Consider the following 18,744-nt stretch of genomic DNA (forward strand, 5'->3'; position numbering starts at 1 on the left):
TTTCACCCGGAACGGCCTAGCGCGCTTGGGAGTCTATATCTTTCATGAATGATCGCCCATCCACCCCGCTCCTCGACCAGGTTATCTGGCCGTCGGACCTGCGCGCGCTTAAGCCGGAGCAGCTGGACCAACTCGCTGACGAACTGCGGCAGGAAGTGATTTCCGCCGTTGGCGTGACCGGCGGCCATCTGGGATCAGGGCTGGGCGTCGTCGAACTTACTACGGCCATCCATTATGTGTTCGACACGCCTAACGACAAGCTGGTCTGGGACGTCGGTCATCAATGCTATCCGCACAAGATACTGACTGGTCGGCGCGATCGCATTCGCACGCTGCGGCAAGGCGGGGGCTTGTCGGGCTTCACCAAGCGGGCGGAAAGCGAATATGATCCGTTCGGCGCTGCGCACAGTTCGACGTCCATCAGCGCCGCGCTCGGCTTTGCGGTCGCCAGCAAGCTCGCGGGCAAGCCGGGCAAGGGCATAGCGGTCATAGGCGACGGGGCCATGTCGGCCGGCATGGCCTATGAAGCGATGAACAACGCGCGCGAGGCCGGGAACCGGTTGATCGTCATCCTCAACGACAACGACATGTCGATCGCGCCACCCGTAGGCGGCCTGTCCGCTTATCTCGCTCGCCTCGTATCGAGCCGCGAGTTCCTGGGCCTGCGCGATCTTGCCAAGCGCCTCGCGCGAAGGCTCCCTCGCCCGCTTCACAACGCCGCCCGCAAGACCGATGAGTTCGCCCGTGGAATGGCGATGGGCGGCACGTTGTTTGAGGAACTGGGCTTCTATTATGTCGGCCCCGTCGATGGGCATAATCTGGATCAGTTGATCCCCGTCCTGGAAAATGTCCGCGATGCGGCCGAAGGGCCCTGCCTGATCCATGTCGTGACGCAGAAGGGTAAGGGTTACGCCCCTGCCGAAGCTGCCGCGGACAAATATCATGGCGTTCAGAAGTTCGACGTTATCACGGGAACCCAGGCGAAAGCGCCTCCCGGTCCGCCAAGCTACACCACCGTCTTTGCCAACGCACTGATTGCCGAAGCGCGTCGCGACGACAGCATCTGCGCGATCACCGCAGCCATGCCTTCAGGCACCGGGCTCGACAAATTCGCGCAGGCCTTTCCCACTCGCGCCTTCGATGTGGGCATCGCCGAACAGCATGCCGTGACCTTCGCGGCAGGGCTTGCCGCGAAGGGCATGCGTCCCTTCTGCGCTATTTATTCAACCTTCCTGCAGCGCGCCTATGATCAGGTCGTGCATGATGTCGCGATTCAGAATTTGCCGGTGCGGTTCGCAATCGACCGCGCGGGTCTGGTGGGCGCTGACGGCTCGACCCATGCGGGCAGTTTCGACATCACCTATCTCGCCACCTTGCCCAACATGGTGGTGATGGCCGCGGCTGACGAAGCCGAACTGGTACACATGGTGCACACCTGCGCCATGCACGACGATGGCCCAATTGCTGTCCGTTATCCGCGTGGCAACGGCCTTGGCGTCCCGATGCCGGAAATTCCTGAGCGGCTGGAAATTGGCAAGGGCCGCATCGTCCGTGAAGGGCGGCAGGTCGCCATTCTCTCGCTGGGAACCCGGCTCGAGGAAGCGCTGAAAGCCGCGGACGTGCTGGAGGCCAAGGGGTTATCGACCACCGTAGCAGATCTGCGTTTCGCAAAACCTCTGGATGAAGCGATGATCCGCCGCCTGCTGACGACCCACGAAGTTGCCGTCACAATCGAGGAAGGCGCCATTGGCGGCCTTGGCGCCCATGTGCTTACACTGGCGAGCGACCTGGGGCTGATCGACAATGGCCTCAAGCTGCGCACGATGCGGCTGCCGGACGTCTTCCAGGATCAGGACAAGCCGGAAGTGCAATATGCCAATGCGCGATTGGACGCCGCAGCGGTCGTGGATACCGTGCTGACGGCTCTTCGTCACAATAGCCCCGGAATCGGCTCCGAAGCACGCGCCTGACCCAAATCCACGCGCCCGTCGAACAGATCGGGCGCGCATCGATCGATCAGGAGAGGTTCGGACGGCAGCGTCTCGTGACGATCACCAGCCTTCACGCTCGGCCAGCCATCAACCAAGCCTTGGACCGGTTCACGACCTTTGTCGAAAACCAGTCCTAAGCCGTCATATCGATTAGGGCTGCGGGATTGCGGCGCGGGCGTCCTGACCGTCGCCTTCCGGAGCGGCGATGATTTCACGCGTGGCCGCGCCCTTGTCAACGACATCGGTGCCGGGGTCGCCCACCGACGAGCGAATACCCGCGGCGGCATTTTCACGGCCCGCAGCCGTCAAGGCCGAGCTTTCAGCCGCACTGCGCTGAGCGGGGCCGCCGAACATGGCGTCCATGGCGGCGCGGCCGGAATCGACGGTCGCGGCGGCGGGCGTGCCGGGCGCGGGCGGGACCAGCGCATAATCGGGCGGAATCACCAGAGGAGCCTGACGCGACACGGCGAACTCATCGGGCCGCGAACGGTTGAAGAGGCCGCCGCCACCGCCGCAAGCGGACAGCAAGGAAATCAGGCCAGCGGCGAGGATCAGTTTACGCATCAGTTCAATGACTCCGTCTTTGCGCCCTTCTCGCGCAGCAGGAGCGCCCGCGCAAGAAGGATCAGCACGCCGAAGGTGATGGCCGCGTCGGCGAGGTTGAAAATCAGGAAGGGCCGCCATTCACCGAAATGCAGGTCGGCATAATCAATCACATAGCCCAGCCGGATACGGTCTACGATATTGCCGATGGCGCCGCCCAGCACTAGGCCAAGGGCCGCGACATCCTGCCGCGCCTTTTCGCGCCACATCCACACGCCCACGAAACCGGCGATCAGCATTGTCATGCCGACCAGTATCCAGCGCATCAGGTCCGTGTCAGCGTGGAAAAAACCCATCGAAACACCGCGATTTTCCAGCCAGCGCAGGCGGAAGATCGGCAGGATCTCGATCCCCTCGTCCATCCGGCTTTTGAGTGCGAGCGGATAGGTGACCGTATATTTGACCAACTGGTCGAGCGCCAATGTGACGATCGCCACGGTCAGCCCGAGCGGGCGGTGGTTGACGGCGGCCATCAGCTACATGCGCCGCAGGATTTGAGTGACGATAGTGACACGAGGGAACCCCTGAGATGCGCCATTAAGCAGTGCGCCCGGCGTATAGCCCGGCGCGGCGACTGTAGGACAGAGTAAAGATCATGCGCCAAGCACTTCGTCGCAACGATTGCATAGCGCGCCGTCCTCCTTGACCTCTGGCAGCAGGCGCCAGCAGCGGCCGCATTTGTGCCAGTCGCTGGGCTTGACGACGATACCGTCGCCTACCCCTGTTTCAATGCGCGCCACGATGGCGATTTCGGCGAAGTTCACACCGTCACTGGGAACCTGCTCACCCATCGTGACGTCGGCCTCCAGACTGGAGCGGATCACCTTTTCGCGGCGGAGCGGTTCGATGGCTTCGTTGACCTGATTGCGCTGGCTGCGCAGGCCGGTCCATTTGTCGTCCAGACCGCTGTCGAGCCAATTCCCATCCACTTCCGGCCATTCGAGAAAATGGACGCTTTCCTCGAGGTTTGGATAGCGGCTTTGCCACACTTCCTCAGCGGTGAAGGGGATGATCGGCGCAGCGTAGCGGACGAGTGCATGGAACAGCGTGTCCAGCACGGTGCGATAGGCGCGGCGCTTAAGGTCCGACTTCGCATCGCAATAGAGACAGTCCTTGCGGATGTCGAAGAAGAAGGCCGACAGGTCGCTGTTGGCGAAGTCAAACAGGGCGCGGGTGTAGCGGCTGAATTCCAGCCAGTTTTCGCTGTCGGCGGCTTTGTCGACCACAGCTTTCAGGTCCGCGTCGAGCTTGGCCAGCAGATGAAGCATGTAGCGCTCCAGTTCCGGCATTTCGCTGAAAGGCAGCCTTTCATCTTCCGAAAAATCGGAAAGAGCGCCAAGCAAGTAACGGAATGTATTGCGAAGTTTTCGATAGGCGTCGGACGATCCGGCCAGCACTTCCTTACCAATGCGGACGTCGTCGAAATAGTCGGTGCTGGCGACCCATACGCGCAGGATGTCGGAGCCGCTTTCGGCAATGACCTTCAGCGGGTCGACCACATTGCCGAGGCTCTTCGACATTTTGCGCCCCTGCCCGTCCAGCGCAAAGCCGTGGGTTAGGACAGCGTCATAGGGTGCCCGGCCACGGGTGCCGCTTGCCTCCAGCAACGAGGACTGGAACCAGCCGCGATGCTGGTCTGAGCCTTCCAGATAGAGGTCGGCCCGGACACCTTCGCCATAGCGACCCTCCACCACGAAGCTGTGGGTCGAACCACTGTCGAACCAGACGTCGAGAATGTCGTTCACCACCTCATAGTCATTGAGGTCATAATCGGGGCCTAGCAGCGCCTGATGATCCGCGCCGAACCATGCGTCCGCACCCGCGCCCTTGAACGCTTCGATGATGCGGGCATTTACTGCCTTATCAACGAGATATTCGCCGGTCTTGCGATGAACATATAGGGCGATAGGCACACCCCATGCCCGCTGGCGGGAGATCACCCAGTCAGGACGCCCCTCCACCATCGAACGGATGCGATTAATCGAGCGTTCCGGCACCCAGCGGGTATTCTCGATCGCGTCCAGCGCCGTGCCGCGCAGGGTCGCGCCATTGCCCTGACGCGCGAGGATTGCCTCTTCCTCGGCGCAACGCGGAATGACGCCGTCGCTGATCGCGCGGTCCATCGGGATGAACCATTGCGGGGTGCAGCGGAAGATGATCTTCGCCTTCGAGCGCCAGCTATGGGGATAGCTGTGCTTGAAGTCGTCGGACGCGGCGAGCAGGCCGCCCGCTTCTCGCAGGTGGGTGCAGATCGGGCCGTCCTTGCTGACGAATTTCGGGTTGATGACCGATCCCTGGCCACCGAGCCAGAGCCAGTCCTCACGATATTTGCCGTCATTCTCGACTGCGAATACGGGGTTGATGCCATGGGCTTTGCAGAGGGCGAAGTCGTCCTCGCCATGATCGGGCGCCATGTGAACAAGGCCGGTGCCCGCGTCGGTGGTGACGAAATCGCCCATTAGGAACGGGCGCGGCCTAGCAAAGAAGCCGCCGAGGGCGTGCATCGGGTGGTGGGCGACAGCTCCGGCGAGATCGGTGCCCCTGATGTTGGAGAGAACCTTGAGATGTGCGTTCAGCGACACTTCGGGCTGGGTACTCTTGTCTCGCAGGTCGTTGTTCAGGCGCGCTTTCAAATGAGGAATGAGTTCGTTCGCGACGACCAACCGTTTGAAGTTCAGAGCTTCCATCAAAGGATTACGCCGCTGCTCAAGCGATAAATTGCCGTCCCCAGCATCAGAGACGCCGAGGCTGACCTCAATGATCGAGTAATCAATCTCCGGTCCATAAGCCAAAGCCTGGTTGACCGGGATCGTCCAGGGCGTCGTCGTCCAGATCACCGCATGCGCGCCGACCAGTTCCGGCGCGTTCGGCGCTTCGACAATCTCGAACGCCACATCGATCTGGGTCGAGACGATATCCTCATATTCGACCTCCGCCTCGGCCAGCGCGGTCTTTTCGACCGGGGACCACATGACGGGCTTGGCGCCGCGATAAAGCTGGCCGCTTTCCGCGAACTTCAGCAGTTCAGACACGATAGTAGCTTCGGCGTCGAACTTCATGGTCAGATAGGGATCGTCCCAATCGCCCATGACACCCAAACGCTTGAACTGCTCCTTCTGCACGCCGACCCATTTGTCCGCATAGGCGCGGCATTGGGCGCGGAACTCCTGCGCGGGAACCTCGTCCTTGTTCTGCTTCTTCTTGCGATATTCCTCCTCGATCTTCCATTCGATCGGAAGGCCGTGGCAGTCCCAGCCGGGGACATAGGGCGCGTCCCTGCCGAGCAGCGACTGGCTGCGGACGATGATGTCCTTCAGCACCTTGTTCATCGCATGGCCCATATGGATGTCGCCATTGGCGTAGGGCGGGCCGTCATGCAGGATGAAGCGTTCGCGGCCCTTGCGCCGCTCTCGCAGCTTGCCATAGAGGTCCATTTCCTCCCAGCGCGCGAGGATAGCCGGTTCCTTCTGCGCAAGACCAGCCTTCATCGGGAAGTCGGTGACGGGCAGGAAAACGGTGGACTTATAGTCAGGCTGGTCGGTCATGCAGGTCCGCGCGGTTAAGCTATATGCTGGAATATCCGCGCGGCATTAGGCGAGGCGAGGCGTTCCCGCAAGGATTTGCCGCGCGGCGTCGCAGTCCTTGGCAATCTGCGCGGTCAATGCCTCCAGCCCGTCATATTTCGCTTCGGGGCGCAGATATTCGATCAACTGCACCTCGATGCACTGATCGTAGAGGCTTTCGGCAAAGTCGAAGAAATGCGGCTCCAGCAATTCCTTGGGCGGGTTGAAGCTGGGACGCACGCCCAGATTGGCCGCACCATCCAGCACGCGCCCGTCCGGCAAAATCCCGCGCACGGCATAAATGCCGTAAGCGGGGCGCAGATAATGGCCAAGGTCGATATTGGCGGTGGGGAAGCCGATCGTGCGGCCCAGCTTGTCGCCGTGCTGGACGACGCCCTGTATAGCGAAGGGGCGGGTCAGCAGGCGGGTCGCCTCGGCGCAGTCCCCAGCCCTCAAGGCAGCACGGATGCGGCTGGAAGAGACGACTTCATCGTTTTCGTCAGTGACGGGCGCGACCGCCTCAGCGCTCATGCCGCGGGCGGCGCCCAACTGGGCCAGCGTAGCCACCGTGCCGCTGCGCCCCTGCCCGAAGGTAAAATCCTGCCCCGTGACGACGCCCGCGACGCCCATCCCCTCCACCAGCAGTTCGACGAATTGCGCGGGGTCCAATGCAGCGAGTTGGCGCGTGAAGGCGAATACCAACATTGCATCCGCCCCGGCGGCGGCGAACAATGCCTGCCGCTGATCCAGTGACGTCAGGCGAAACCAGGGCGTGTCGGGCCGGAAAAGGCGCATGGGGTGCGGATCGAATGTCGCGACGATGACGGGACGCCCCTCCGCGCGGGCGCGGGCGACCGCCCGGCCCACGACCGCCTGATGACCGAGGTGAAACCCGTCAAAATTGCCCAGCGCCATGATGCTCCCGCGCAGATGGGCAGGGATCGGGACGCCGCTTTCAAGCCGCTCCATGGCGGTGGCTATAGAGTCGCGCCCCGCCGCTGGCAATGCGGCTTCATGACGCAATCCGGCGGCGGAAGGTGACGAAGCTGTAGGCGGGATAATCGCCCTGAGCGGGATGATCCCGCCGGGCGACCTCCTGCCATTCGGCAGCATCGGGATAGGGAATGGCCGCGTCGCCAGGCGCGTCCAGATGCACCTCGGTCAGCTCAATACGGTCGGCTTGCGGCAGGAACAGGTGATGGATTTCCGCGCCGCCGATCACCATGACGACGGGGGCATCCGCGAGCCGGATGGCCGCGGCAACATCATGGGCGACCTCCGCGCCCTGCCCTGTCCATTGCGTGTCGCGGGTCAGGACGATGTGGCGGCGGCCGGGCAGCAGGCCGGGCAGGCTGTCAAAGGTCTTGCGTCCCATGATCATGGGGTGACCGAGCGTCAGGGCCTTGAAATGCTTGAGATCGCCGGGCAGGCGCCATGGCAGCCCCCCGTCCCTGCCGATCACGCCATTATCGGCGCGGGCTAGGACAAGGACGATCTCGGGCGTCACGCTCACAATGTCAGCCGGGTGACGTGGCCCATCTTGCGGCCGGGGCGCGCCTCATGCTTGCCATAGAGATGCAGGTGATTGACCGGGTCGGCCAGGATCGCCTGCCAGTCATTGGCCTCTTCGCCGATGAGGTTGCGCATCTGAACGCTCTTTGCGGCCAGCGCCGTGTCGCCGAGCGGCAGGCCGCAAATGGCGCGGACGTGATTTTCGAACTGGCTGGTGACAGCGCCCTCGATCGTCCAATGGCCGCTGTTATGAACGCGCGGGGCCATTTCGTTGAAAACGGGGCCATCGGCGCTTGCGAAAAATTCCAGCGTCAGCACGCCGACATAGTCGAGCGCCTGAGCCACCTGCGCGGCAAGGGCGCGTGCCGCATCGACCTGCGCCTCAATCCGTTCGCCGCCGGGCGCTATGGAGGTGGAGAGAATGCCATCGACATGGACGTTGGCCGGCGAATCCCAGAAGCGGATGCCGCCATCGACGCTCCGCGCCAGGATGACGGAAAACTCCTCCTCAAAGGTGACGAAGCCCTCCAGGATTGCGCTCTGCCTGCCGATAGCATTCCATGCGCCGACGGCATCGCCCGGCTCGTTGAGGCGCGCCTGCCCCTTGCCGTCATAGCCCATGCGGTTGGTTTTCAGGATCGCGCGGCTACCGATCGTGGCGATCGCCTGCTCAAGGTCGTCGAGGCTCTCGACCGAGGCGAAGGGCGCGGTGAGCCCGCCCAGGTGACGGACGAAATTCTTCTCGGCCAGCCGGTCCTGCGCCACGCGCAAGGCGGCGGCTCCGGGCCGGACCAGTCCATGCGTGGACAAGACTTCGACAGCGCCCGGATCGATATTCTCGAACTCGTATGTCACGACATCGACGCTGTCCGCGAACGCCGCGAGCGCAGAGGCGTCCTCATAGGCGGCGCAGGTCCAGCGGGGGGAAACATCGGCGGCGGGACCGCTCGTTTCCGGCGCATAGATATGGGTGCGATAGCCCAGCTGCGCGGCGGCAATCGCGATCATCCGGCCGAGCTGGCCGCCGCCAAGAATGCCGATGGTGGAACCGGGCGTAATCGTCGTCATCTTATTCCGGCGTCTCCGCTACATCGTCGGTCTGCTTTTCCCGCCACATGTCCAACCGCTCGGCCAGAGCATCGTCCGTGGTCGCCAGGATGGAGGCCGCGAGCAGGGCCGCGTTGATCGCGCCTGGCTTGCCGATGGCCAGCGTGCCGACGGGAACGCCACCCGGCATCTGAACGATGGACAGCAGCGAATCCATGCCCTTCAATGACTTGGACTCCACCGGCACACCCAGCACCGGCAGGCGCGTCATGGATGCAGTCATGCCGGGCAAATGCGCCGCGCCCCCGGCTCCTGCGATGATGACCTTTAGCCCCCGCGACACAGCGCCGGTCGCATAGTCATAGAGGCGTTGCGGCGTACGATGGGCCGACACGACCTTGCACTCATGGGGCACGCCAAGCGCGGCGAGCGTCTCGGACGCGTGGCGCATGGTTTCCCAATCGGATCGCGATCCCATGATGATGCCGACTGTCGCGGCGCTCTCTCCGGTCATTCGCCTGACTTCCCCTGATGGCGCGGAAAGCAAAGCCCCTTAGCGGCAGGACCGGAAAGGGGCAATGCGGATTTGGCGGGCTTAACGCTCCGACAGATAATAGCGGTCCTTCGCCGTCAGATCATCGGCCAGTTCATAGACGATCGGCTGGCCGGTCGGGATTTCCAGCTCGGTGATCTCGTCATCGGGGATACCGGACAGATGCTTCACCAGCGCACGGAGCGAATTGCCGTGGGCGGAAATGAGGACACGCTTGCCCGCCTTCAGCTCCGGCACGATCCGGCTTTCCCAATAAGGCAGCACACGCGCAATCGTGTCCTTGAGCGATTCCGTCGACGGGATCGCGATCCCGTCATAACGGCGATCCTTCGACAGGTCGAATTCGCCGCCAGCCTCCAGCACCGGCGGCGGAATGTCGAAGCTGCGGCGCCAGATCTTCACCTGTGCGTCGCCATGTTTGGCCGCCGTCTCCGCCTTGTTGAGGCCGGTCAGCCCACCATAATGCCGCTCATTGAGGCGCCAGTCCTTTTCAACCGGAAGCCATAGCCGCCCCATTTCCTCCAGCGCGAGGTTCAGCGTCTTGATCGCGCGGGTCTGGACCGAAGTGAAGCAGCAATCGAAATCCAGCCCCTTTTCAGACAGCAACCGGCCAGCAGCCTGGGCTTCCTCGATACCCTTTTCCGTCAGATCGACGTCCCACCAGCCGGTGAAGCGATTTTCCAGGTTCCAGGCCGATTGGCCATGACGGATCAGAACGAGTTGGGACATGAAACGCGTCTCCTGCACTAAGAGCGAATGTTGGCGCATCCCATAGCGCCGGAAATCATGGGCGCAAGCTTGCGCGCCCAGCCAGCCGCCCCACATTGCAGTCGGTCCGCCGATCGGATAGCTCGAAGGACATCTGGAAAAGGAACCGGCAACTTGGCATTTGTGAAGGGCGTTTGGCGCATATTGGTCGCGATCAAGGACGGGCTGGTGCTGCTGTTCCTGCTCGGCTTTTTCGGCCTGCTTTATGCCGCCCTGTCGTGGTCGCCCAAGCCCGCCCGCAGCGTGAACAGCGGAGCACTGCTGCTGAATCTGGACGGCACGATTGTCGAGCAGCCTGCGGAGATGGACCCCTTTTCCCTGCTGGCCGGATCCGGGCCGGGCATGAAGGAATATCGCCTGGCCGACATCGTCGCCGCGCTTGAAGCGGCAAGGAAAGACGGCAAGGTCAAGGCGGTCGTCCTGAACCTCGATGGCTTCATGGGCGGCGGGCAAGTCGCGCTGTCCCGCGTCGGCAAGGCGCTGGATGCCGTGCGCGCGGCGAAGAAGCCCGTCTTCGCCTTCGCGACCATCTATACCGACGACAGCTACCAACTGGCCGCCCATGCCAGCGAAACATGGGTCGATCCGCTGGGCGGGGTCGCCATAATGGGCCGGGGCGGTTCGGGCCTCTATTATAAGGGGTTGATCGACAAGCTGGGCGTCAACACGCATGTCTATCGTGTCGGCACCTACAAGAGCTTCGTCGAACCCTTCATCCGCACCGACCAGTCGCCCGAGGCGCGACAGGCCAATCAGGCGCTGGCTGACGCATTGTGGCAGGACTGGCAGGATGAAGTTTCCAGGGCACGGCCCAAGGCGAAGCTGGCCGCCTATGCCGCCAATCCGGCGGCGGCGGCGGAGGCTGCACGCGGCAATCTGGCCAAGGCGGGTCAGAACGCAGGTCTGATCGACCGGCTGGGCGACGAAGCAGCCTTTGGAGAGCGCGTGGCGCAGGTGGCGGGCGAACCGGCGGACGACCGCGCCGGGGACTTCGCCAGCATCGATCTCACCGCCTATGCAAAGGCGCATCGACCGGCCAATAATGGCCAGATCGGCGTCATCACCGTTGCGGGCGACATCGTCGATGGCGAGGCCGGACCGGGCAGCGCGGCGGGGGACACGATCTCAGCCCTGCTCTACAAGGCTTTGTCGGAGAAGGATTTGAAGGCGCTGGTCGTGCGCGTCGATTCCCCCGGCGGGTCCGTCATGGCGTCGGAAAAGATCCGGCAGGCCATAATGGAGGCCAAGCGAAAGGGACTGCCGATCGTTGCATCGATGGGCAATGTCGCGGCGAGCGGCGGCTATTGGGTCTCGACTCCCGCCGACATGATCTTTGCCGAACCCGGCACTATCACCGGTTCGATTGGCGTTTTCGGCATCTTGCCCAGCTTTGAAGGAACGCTGGCGAAGATGGGGATTACCACCGATGGCGTGCGCACCACGCCGCTTTCGGGCCAGCCGGACCTTGCGGGCGGCACAACGCCCGAATTCGACCGCATCATGCAGATGGGGGTCGAGGATATCTATGGCCGCTTCGTCGGTCTGGTCGCCAAGGCGCGGGGCAAAGCGCCCCAGCAGATCGACGCGATCGCACAGGGCCGTGTGTGGGATGGCGGCGCCGCGAGGCAGATCGGCCTCGTCGATCGCTTCGGCGGGTTGGAGGACGCGATTGCGCAAGCGGCAAAGCTGGCCAAGCTCGACCCCGCGAAAGCGAAAGCCTATCGGATCGAGAAGGAACCCGACAAGTTCGCCGAGTTCATCCAGTCCATGACGGAACGCGAAGACGAAGATGCAGACACTGGCCGCGACCTGCTGAGCCGTCAGGCGATGATCCAGCGCCGCTGGGCCATGCAGGCGATTTCCGATGTACGAGGATTACTAAGCGGCGCAGGCGTACGCGCGGATTGCCTGGAGTGCCGGGGCTATGGCGCGCCAACGGCTTCGAGTGCCGCTGATGAGCGGGGATTGATGGCGCTGATTGGTGCGTGGTTGCGGGGGTGATGGGCGGCCTGTTTGGCCTGTGAGGAGCTTCCAAACAGAAGCTTACAGAAAACACCCAGCGAAAAAGTCCTATGAGGTCGGCTCTGATAGGATCGTTTAATTTTTGGCTGATGCGTGTCGCCATGCATATAGCTCTTTTCTGCCGATAACTACTCGATACAGCGTGTCAGAAGGGCAAAGAACTGTGGAAGGTGATAATCGACCATCGTTGAAACTGGCTGATTTGCCAGCCCTTCGAGACATTTATCGCGTCAATGCCACCTTGGCAGACGAAGAGCTATCCATCACCACGAGGCGATATGAGCAAACAGTAGATCGCCGCGACAAGCTACGGGAACGCACTCGATTTGGACTGCTTGCCCTCAATGCGGCGTCGTTGGCGGCTTTGCTGAGCAGCTTGGGAAGCCAGTGGATCATAAAGCTTCAGATTACTGATGCCGACATTGCTCAAACTGTGTTTTGCTTCCTCGCCGGCCTAATGGCCGGGGCCACCGCAATCTGGTGGAGTGGGATCACAGCGACCCGAGATGCCGCTAGTGATTTCGAGAACCTATTAGAGGTTCGCCAGCGCAAGGCTGACTACGATGGGGCAGCGACTGCCGAAGCTGAAATGAAGCTAGTCAGTCGCCCAACGCCAAAGTGGAAAATCCCACCTGATTATCGTTGGTCAAAGATCGACAATATGCTCACAAATCTTGCTGGGGCTGCTTGGTTGAGTGCAATTGGAGGCATTGCCTGGAAGGTCGCTCAGCACGTTGAGTGGTGTAGTCCATGGTGTAGTTAAGAGCCTGTTGATACGGCCGCTATGCCGCCTGCGCTCATGAAAGCCGCCAGTCCGCACTCCACTCAAATCCGCCAATCACTCATCCCGATATACTGGCAGCCCCAAGCCGCGCCGTATGGCGATCGCCCGCAGCAGAAAGCCCAGCAGCGCCGCGATGACGCCTGCGACCGGAACGTCCATTCCCCACCAGTGTAACAATACGAACAGGCCCGAGGCGAAGGCGGCAGCGGTGACATAAAGCTCGGGCCGCAGCAGGATGGACGGCTCATGCGCGAGCAGATCGCGCAGGATGCCGCCGACGCACGCGGTCACAATGCCCATCATCGCCGCGACGAAGGGCGGAATGCCGTAGCTCATGGCCTTGGCCGCGCCGAACACAGCAAAGGCTGCCAGCCCGACGGCGTCGAGCCAGTCAAGCGCGCGGTCGCTCCACAGCCGCCGGGGCGTGAACCAGACGAGCAGCGCCGCGATCATGCATGTGACGGCGGGGACTGGATCATGCACCCAGAATACCGGCGCGCCGATCAACAGATCGCGCAATGTGCCGCCCCCTACTCCGGTCACAAGCGCGAAAAATGCGAAGGTGACGAGCGTCTGGCCCAGCCGTGCGGCAGCCAGCGCGCCGGACGCCGCAAAGACGAAGATACCCACGGCGCTTAGCGTTTCGAGCACCGGACCGATCTGATGAAGGGCGATGGAGGATGGGAGCATGGCGCAAGCTAGCCTCGGGCATCCCCGCCTGTCGAGGGGCGGCGAGGGAGAGCATCCCGCGCCGCCGCCCGATTATTCCATTTGGCCGACCCTTGTTACGGTCAGCACCGGAACGAACGCACTCGCCTATTTCGCCAGTTCAGCCTCAATCGCAGCCACCAGCGCCGGATCGTCGGGCGTCGTGGCGGGAGCAAAGCGCGCAGCTACAGTGCCGTCCTTCGCGATCAGGAACTTTTCGAAATTCCACAGCACTTCAGGCTCTTGGGTCGGCGTCATGCCATAGCCTTTCAGCTGCTCGCGGAACGCGTCGCCATCGCCCTGCGCCTTGGGCTGCTGGCTGGTGAGCGCGGCGTAAAGCGGGTGCTTGTCCGGGCCGGTCACGACGATCTTTTCGAACATGGGGAAATCGACGCCGAAATTGGTGGTGCAGAAGGTCGCGATCTCGTCATTGCTGCCCGGCTCCTGCGCACCGAAGTCATTGGCGGGGAAACCTGCGACGACCAGCCCTTTGTCCTTATAATCGCGGTAGAGCTTTTCCAGCCCTTCATATTGCGGGGTGAGGCCGCATTTGGAGGCGACGTTGACCGCCAAAACCACCTTGCCGTCATAGTCGGACAGGCTGGCGTCTGCGCCCTTGATCGTCTTCAACGGAATTTGCTGGATCGCGGTCATGATCTTCTCCTGGGGATTCTGAACGGGCCGGACCTTGCCATCATATCGCAGCGCCGAAAAGCCTTCCGGCCCCCGCCGTCACCGCCATCGCCAGCATGCCCCAGAACACGACCCGCCCGACCGACCGGCCGATCTTGCCGCCGCCCAGACGCGCGCCAACATATCCCAGCAACGCCAGGCACAGCAGCGAGGTCACAACGACGACGACAAGAGCCACTGGTGCCGGGCTGACGGCTGCGGCGAGGACGGGGGCGACAGCGCCCGCTGAAAAGGTCGCGGCGGATGTCAACGCGGCCTGCACCGGGCGTGCGGTGCTGATCTCCGAAATGCCAAGCTCGTCCCGCGCGTGAGCGGCCAGAGCGTCGGCCTCCATCAGCTGCCGCGCAACCTCTTCGGCCAGTTCAGGCTTCAGGCCACGCTCGACATAAATGTTGCGCAGTTCCTGCAATTCGACGTCAGGCTGCTGCGCTATCGCCTTTTTTTCCTTGGCAAGGTCAGCGCGCTCCGTGTCCGACTGCGCGCTGACGGACACATATTCCCCGGCGGCCATCGACATGGCGCCCGCAAACAGCGCCGCTATCCCCGACAACAGGATGACGTCGGGCGACGCGCCAGAGGCGGCGATGCCCGCGAGCAGGCTGGCGGTCGAAACGATGCCGTCATTCGCACCCAATACGCCGGCGCGCAGCCATCCGATGCGGTTGACATAATGGACGGCATGATGCGCCTGCGCCTGCTCGAGCGCGCCTGCCGCTGATCCTTCCATCGCCACCATCGTCAGATCCCCTGTCGTCAGCCGTTCAGTCCCTCGGCCTTTTCCGCCAATTCCAGCCAGCGTTCCTCGGCCGCATCCTTGTCGGCGCGCGCCTGCTCTATGGCCTTGGTCAGTGATGCAAAACGATCGGGATCACGGCTGTAGAGAGCCGGGTCGGCAAGCGCATCCTCATCACGTGCGATGGCCGCTTCCAGTTCCTCGATCTTGCCGGGCAGCAGGTCCAGATCGCGTTGATCCTTGTAGGTCAGCTTGGTCGCAGCGGTCCGCGGCGGCGGGGCGGCAACAGCCTTCTTTTCCGCACGAGGAGCGTTCCTGGGCTGGCGCTTGGCGACCCAGTCGGCATAGCCGCCGACGATCACATCCACCTGCCCCGACCCGTCGAGGCCAAGCGTCACGGTCACCGTCCGGTCAAGAAAGTCGCGGTCATGGCTGACAATCAGCACCGTGCCGTCATAGTCGGCGATGACCTCCTGCAGCAGGTCCAGCGTTTCCAGGTCAAGGTCGTTGGTCGGTTCGTCCAGCACCAGCAGGTTCGATTCGCGGGCGAACTCACGCGCGAACAGCAGGCGTGATCGTTCGCCGCCGGACAGCGTGCCAACCCGCGCTTCGGCCAGCGAAGGATCGAACAGAAATTCCTTCAGATAACCGTGAACATGCTTGCGCACCCCCCGCACGTCGATCCAGTCGCCGCCTTCGGCCAATATGTCACGCACACGCTTGTCGGGTTGCATCAGGCTGCGTTGCTGGTCGATGAAGATCATGTCGAGCGACTTGGCCTGCCTGACGACGCCTGAATCCGCGGCAAGTTCGCCGGTCAGCAGCCTGAGCAGCGTCGTCTTGCCCGCGCCATTGCCGCCGACGATCCCGATCCGGTCGCCGCGCTGGATACGCAGTGTGAAGTCCTTGATGACCGTGCGTTCGCCAAAATTCTTCGTGACATGCTCGGCGGTGATGACGCTTTTCGTCTTGCTGTCATCCGCCGCGACCGCGATCTTCGCCACGCCCTGCGGTCCGACCATCGCGGCACGCTGAGCGCGCATTTCCCACAGTTTCGCCAGACGCCCCTGATTGCGCTTGCGGCGGGCGGTGACGCCGCGCTGCAACCAGTGCGCCTCCAGCTTCAGCTTGGCGTCCAGCTTCTCGGCGGCGCGGGCCTCCTCGGCATAGATCGCCTCCATCCAATCCTCGAACCCGCCAAAACCGATCTCGTTGCGCCGGATCGATCCCCGGTCCAGCCACAGCGTCTGCCGCGTCAGCCGGGTCAGGAACGCGCGGTCGTGGCTGATGACGATGAAGGCCCCGTTGTAGCGGGCCAGCCAGCCTTCCAGCCAGTCGATTGCGTCGATGTCGAGATGGTTGGTCGGCTCGTCGAGCAGCAACAGGTCCGGCTCGCTCGCCAGAGCGCGCGCTATGGCGGCACGGCGGCGCTCGCCCCCGCTCGCGGTTGCTGCTTCACGTGACAGGTCTATGCCAAGCTGGCTGGCGATCGCCTCCACCTCATGCGCGGGCGGCGCATACTGCCCGGCGAGCGCAAAGTCGCGCAGCGTCGCAAATCCGACGACGTCCGGGTCTTGTTCCAGCATGATGACGCGCGCGCCGGGACGAACCGACCGCGTGCCCTCGTCAGGCTCCACCTGTCCAGCGATCAGCTTGAGCAGCGTCGTCTTACCCGCCCCGTTGCGCCCGATCAGCGCCAGCCGATCCTTCTCTCCCACAAAAATATCGAGATGACGGAAAAGCCAGTGGGTGCCCTGGCTGAGGCCGAGATTTTCAAAGGAGAATATGGGTGCGGGCATGGCCGTGCAGCTAGGACTTCCTGCGCGCTGCGGCAAGAGCGCACGGAACCGGAAGCTGACCGACGGCTTTCAACGTGTGTCAGCGTCCATTCATCGCAAGCGTCACAAACAGGGCGCTCGCTTTCCAAGGAGACAAGCTCAATGAAGTCCGCCCTCGCCATGATGGCCCTTGCCGCCGCGTCCCTGCCCGCCATGGCGGTCGCGCAGACCAGCGTAACAATCGCCGAAACCGCTCCCGTCGTGACGCTCAACGTCACCGAAACGGTGGAAGCCGCGCCTGACCAGGCTGTCGTGGGCACCGGTGTCCAGACGCGCGCGCCTACCGCAACGCAGGCGATGCGCGAAAATGCGGCGAAGATGGAACGCCTTATCGCTACTCTGGCCAAATCCGGGATCGCCAAGAAGGATATCCAGACGAGCGGCATCAATTTGAACGCCCAATATGATTACAGCAATCGCGACGGTCAGCCCTCTACGCCCCGATTCATCGGATATGAGGCGTCCAATCAGGTCACGATCAAATTGCGCGACATCAAGAAGGTGGGGCCGCTGCTCGATACGCTGGTTGAGGCAGGCGCGACCAATGTGAACGGGCCGACCTTCGCCATCGAAGACCCCACCCCCATGCTGGCGCAGGCGCGGGCCGCGGCGATGAAGAGCGCCAGGTCGCAGGCTGACTTTTACGCCCAGGCCGCCGGATACCGATCGGCCCGGCTGATCACCATTTCCGAAAGCAATAGCGGCGGCAATCCCCCGATGCCGATGATGACACAGCGGTTCAAAGCCGATTCAGCCGCCGCGACGCCGGTCGAACCCGGTCAGGTCGGATCGTCGGTGACATTGACCGTGCAATACGCCCTGGAGCGCTGATCCAGCGCAAATCAACGCATTCACGCCACCATTCACCACCTGTTCAATGCTTTGCCGCTATGGCATCCCAATGAAGATGAAGCATAGCATCCTGTTTACCGGCCTGGCCGCCATCGCAGCGATGGTGGCCTCGCCTCCCCATGCTGAAGCCCGTCAGCGGGACGAACAGGATGCGGCACGGCGCGCGATGCTGGATGGGCAGACCATGCCCTTCTCCCTCATCAAGCGCCGGGTCGATGCCGCCATGGGCGGCGCGACCTATCTCGGCGCCGAATTCAATCCTTCGTCCAACCGCTACCGGTTGAAATATGTGAAGGATGGCAAGGTGGTTTGGGTTGATGCGGACGGGCGCACAGGCGATATAACCGGTAGGGCGCACTAACGCGCCAAAGGCATAATACAAAGAAACGGGGCCATATGCGTCTGCTGATCGTCGAAGATGAACCGAGCCTCGGGCAACAGCTCCGCAATACACTGGAAGGTGCAGGCTATGCCGTGGACCTCGCGACGGATGGCGAGGACGGGCACTTTCTGGGCACGACCGAAAGCTATGACGCGGTCGTGCTGGACCTGGGCCTCCCCACCATTGACGGCCTGACGGTGCTGGACCGCTGGCGCAAGGAAGGGCGGGCGTTTCCAGTGCTGGTGTTGACAGCGCGCGACAGCTGGTCGGACAAGGTCGCGGGTCTCGACGCGGGCGCGGACGATTATCTGGCAAAGCCGTTCCAGAGCGAGGAACTGATCGCTCGCCTGCGCGCGCTTATCCGGCGGGCGTCGGGCAATGCGTCCAGCGAACTGACTGCCGGGGACGTGCGGCTGGACACGCGATCGGGCAAGGTCACGCTGAAAGGCGAGCCGGTGAAGCTGACCGCGCAGGAATATAAGCTGCTGTCCTATCTGCTTCATCACAAGGGCAAGGTGGTCAGCCGTACCGAACTGATCGAACATATTTACGATCAGGATTTCGACCGCGATTCCAACACGATCGAAGTGTTCGTAACGCGCATCCGCAAAAAGCTGGGCGCGGATGTCATCACGACGATCCGTGGCCTGGGCTACAGCCTGGATGAGCCGGGCCGCTGACCCCCCTCACTCTCC

At 62.8% G+C, this 18,744-nt stretch carries 18 protein-coding genes; 6 read left to right on the forward strand and 12 right to left on the reverse strand.

Features of this window, described 5'->3' with window-relative positions:
- Nucleotides 1–44: 44 nt before the first annotated feature.
- On the forward strand, nt 45–1,970 hold the full coding sequence (gene dxs, locus B6S01_RS03110; RefSeq protein ID WP_037462141.1) for a 1-deoxy-D-xylulose-5-phosphate synthase: 1,926 nt from the start codon (nt 45–47) through the stop codon (nt 1,968–1,970).
- Nucleotides 1,971–2,141: 171 nt separating this feature from the next.
- On the opposite strand, the gene B6S01_RS03115 is transcribed toward dxs, so the two are convergent.
- The 8 genes from B6S01_RS03115 to gpmA form a co-directional block, all read right to left on the reverse strand.
- Nucleotides 2,142–2,555 (reverse strand): DUF3035 domain-containing protein, encoded by a 414-nt coding sequence (locus tag B6S01_RS03115; protein ID WP_037462140.1) that lies wholly within the window; start codon nt 2,553–2,555, stop codon nt 2,142–2,144.
- Nucleotides 2,555–3,067 carry a signal peptidase II gene (lspA, locus tag B6S01_RS03120; RefSeq protein WP_037462137.1) on the reverse strand — a complete coding sequence of 171 codons (513 nt, stop codon included), beginning with the start codon at nt 3,065–3,067 and terminating at the stop codon, nt 2,555–2,557. Before lspA ends, B6S01_RS03115 begins: the two co-directional genes overlap by 1 nt.
- A 120-nt stretch (nt 3,068–3,187) precedes the next feature.
- Nucleotides 3,188–6,139, reverse strand: coding sequence for an isoleucine--tRNA ligase (ileS, locus tag B6S01_RS03125; RefSeq protein WP_037462134.1), 2,952 nt, complete (start codon nt 6,137–6,139; stop codon nt 3,188–3,190).
- Nucleotides 6,140–6,184: 45 nt separating this feature from the next.
- Complete coding sequence (locus B6S01_RS03130; protein WP_037462132.1) at nt 6,185–7,126, reverse strand: bifunctional riboflavin kinase/FAD synthetase; 942 nt, start codon at nt 7,124–7,126, stop codon at nt 6,185–6,187.
- A 43-nt stretch (nt 7,127–7,169) separates the two neighbouring features.
- Nucleotides 7,170–7,670: a dihydrofolate reductase gene (locus B6S01_RS03135; RefSeq protein ID WP_037462130.1), complete on the reverse strand. Its 501-nt coding sequence runs from the start codon at nt 7,668–7,670 to the stop codon at nt 7,170–7,172.
- On the reverse strand, nt 7,667–8,737 hold the full coding sequence (locus tag B6S01_RS03140) for a 5-(carboxyamino)imidazole ribonucleotide synthase (protein WP_037462128.1): 1,071 nt from the start codon (nt 8,735–8,737) through the stop codon (nt 7,667–7,669). The genes B6S01_RS03135 and B6S01_RS03140 overlap by 4 nt, the downstream gene beginning before the upstream one ends.
- 1 nt (nt 8,738) lies before the next feature.
- On the reverse strand, nt 8,739–9,230 hold the full coding sequence (purE, locus tag B6S01_RS03145) for a 5-(carboxyamino)imidazole ribonucleotide mutase (protein ID WP_037462125.1): 492 nt from the start codon (nt 9,228–9,230) through the stop codon (nt 8,739–8,741).
- A gap of 81 nt (nt 9,231–9,311) precedes the next feature.
- On the reverse strand, nt 9,312–9,998 hold the full coding sequence (gpmA, locus tag B6S01_RS03150) for a 2,3-diphosphoglycerate-dependent phosphoglycerate mutase (RefSeq protein ID WP_037462351.1): 687 nt from the start codon (nt 9,996–9,998) through the stop codon (nt 9,312–9,314).
- A 153-nt stretch (nt 9,999–10,151) separates the two neighbouring features.
- Between gpmA and sppA the strand changes: the two genes are divergently transcribed.
- Together sppA and B6S01_RS03160 are read left to right on the forward strand one after the other, a co-directional pair.
- Nucleotides 10,152–12,038: a signal peptide peptidase SppA gene (gene sppA / locus B6S01_RS03155; RefSeq protein WP_037462123.1), complete on the forward strand. Its 1,887-nt coding sequence runs from the start codon at nt 10,152–10,154 to the stop codon at nt 12,036–12,038.
- Nucleotides 12,039–12,222: 184 nt separating this feature from the next.
- On the forward strand, nt 12,223–12,822 hold the full coding sequence (locus tag B6S01_RS03160; protein WP_156103306.1) for a hypothetical protein: 600 nt from the start codon (nt 12,223–12,225) through the stop codon (nt 12,820–12,822).
- A gap of 75 nt (nt 12,823–12,897) precedes the next feature.
- Here B6S01_RS03160 and B6S01_RS03165 read toward each other — a convergent pair whose 3' ends face one another.
- The 4 genes from B6S01_RS03165 to B6S01_RS03180 form a co-directional block, all read right to left on the reverse strand.
- On the reverse strand, nt 12,898–13,533 hold the full coding sequence (locus B6S01_RS03165) for a trimeric intracellular cation channel family protein (protein ID WP_037462120.1): 636 nt from the start codon (nt 13,531–13,533) through the stop codon (nt 12,898–12,900).
- Between the two features lie 126 nt (nt 13,534–13,659).
- The gene (locus tag B6S01_RS03170; protein WP_037462118.1) at nt 13,660–14,205 is read right to left on the reverse strand and encodes a glutathione peroxidase; all 546 of its coding nucleotides are present in this window, start codon (nt 14,203–14,205) and stop codon (nt 13,660–13,662) included.
- Between the two features lie 40 nt (nt 14,206–14,245).
- Nucleotides 14,246–14,971: a VIT1/CCC1 transporter family protein gene (locus B6S01_RS03175; RefSeq protein ID WP_037462350.1), complete on the reverse strand. Its 726-nt coding sequence runs from the start codon at nt 14,969–14,971 to the stop codon at nt 14,246–14,248.
- A gap of 26 nt (nt 14,972–14,997) precedes the next feature.
- Entirely contained in the window at nt 14,998–16,776 is a 1,779-nt protein-coding gene (locus tag B6S01_RS03180; RefSeq protein WP_037462116.1) for an ABC-F family ATP-binding cassette domain-containing protein, read from the reverse strand.
- A gap of 141 nt (nt 16,777–16,917) precedes the next feature.
- On the opposite strand from B6S01_RS03180, the gene B6S01_RS03185 reads away from it, so the two are divergent.
- Genes B6S01_RS03185 through B6S01_RS03195 form a run of 3 tightly spaced genes read left to right on the forward strand, consistent with a single transcriptional unit; the run spans nt 16,918 to nt 18,729 of the window.
- Complete coding sequence (locus B6S01_RS03185; RefSeq protein ID WP_037462113.1) at nt 16,918–17,646, forward strand: SIMPL domain-containing protein; 729 nt, start codon at nt 16,918–16,920, stop codon at nt 17,644–17,646.
- 46 nt (nt 17,647–17,692) lie between these two features.
- The gene (locus B6S01_RS03190; RefSeq protein ID WP_037462110.1) at nt 17,693–18,028 is read left to right on the forward strand and encodes a hypothetical protein; all 336 of its coding nucleotides are present in this window, start codon (nt 17,693–17,695) and stop codon (nt 18,026–18,028) included.
- 35 nt (nt 18,029–18,063) lie between these two features.
- Nucleotides 18,064–18,729: a response regulator transcription factor gene (locus B6S01_RS03195; RefSeq protein WP_037462107.1), complete on the forward strand. Its 666-nt coding sequence runs from the start codon at nt 18,064–18,066 to the stop codon at nt 18,727–18,729.
- Nucleotides 18,730–18,744 lie beyond the last annotated feature (15 nt).

Source organism: Sphingobium herbicidovorans, assembly GCF_002080435.1.
Lineage (GTDB): Bacteria > Pseudomonadota > Alphaproteobacteria > Sphingomonadales > Sphingomonadaceae > Sphingobium > Sphingobium herbicidovorans.

Coding starts and splice junctions, on each gene's coding strand:
- B6S01_RS03170 (WP_037462118.1), bottom strand. CDS start 14,205: ATGACCGCGATCCAGCAAATTCCGTTGAAGACGATCAAGGGCGCAGAC.
- B6S01_RS03180 (WP_037462116.1), bottom strand. CDS start 16,776: ATGCCCGCACCCATATTCTCCTTTGAAAATCTCGGCCTCAGCCAGGGC.
- B6S01_RS03115 (WP_037462140.1), bottom strand. CDS start 2,555: ATGCGTAAACTGATCCTCGCCGCTGGCCTGATTTCCTTGCTGTCCGCT.
- gpmA (WP_037462351.1), bottom strand. CDS start 9,998: ATGTCCCAACTCGTTCTGATCCGTCATGGCCAATCGGCCTGGAACCTG.
- B6S01_RS03195 (WP_037462107.1), top strand. CDS start 18,064: ATGCGTCTGCTGATCGTCGAAGATGAACCGAGCCTCGGGCAACAGCTC.
- purE (WP_037462125.1), bottom strand. CDS start 9,230: ATGACCGGAGAGAGCGCCGCGACAGTCGGCATCATCATGGGATCGCGA.
- B6S01_RS03130 (WP_037462132.1), bottom strand. CDS start 7,126: ATGGAGCGGCTTGAAAGCGGCGTCCCGATCCCTGCCCATCTGCGCGGG.
- B6S01_RS03190 (WP_037462110.1), top strand. CDS start 17,693: ATGCTTTGCCGCTATGGCATCCCAATGAAGATGAAGCATAGCATCCTG.
- ileS (WP_037462134.1), bottom strand. CDS start 6,139: ATGACCGACCAGCCTGACTATAAGTCCACCGTTTTCCTGCCCGTCACC.
- dxs (WP_037462141.1), top strand. CDS start 45: ATGAATGATCGCCCATCCACCCCGCTCCTCGACCAGGTTATCTGGCCG.
- B6S01_RS03165 (WP_037462120.1), bottom strand. CDS start 13,533: ATGCTCCCATCCTCCATCGCCCTTCATCAGATCGGTCCGGTGCTCGAA.
- B6S01_RS03140 (WP_037462128.1), bottom strand. CDS start 8,737: ATGACGACGATTACGCCCGGTTCCACCATCGGCATTCTTGGCGGCGGC.
- lspA (WP_037462137.1), bottom strand. CDS start 3,067: ATGGCCGCCGTCAACCACCGCCCGCTCGGGCTGACCGTGGCGATCGTC.
- B6S01_RS03175 (WP_037462350.1), bottom strand. CDS start 14,971: ATGGAAGGATCAGCGGCAGGCGCGCTCGAGCAGGCGCAGGCGCATCAT.
- B6S01_RS03185 (WP_037462113.1), top strand. CDS start 16,918: ATGAAGTCCGCCCTCGCCATGATGGCCCTTGCCGCCGCGTCCCTGCCC.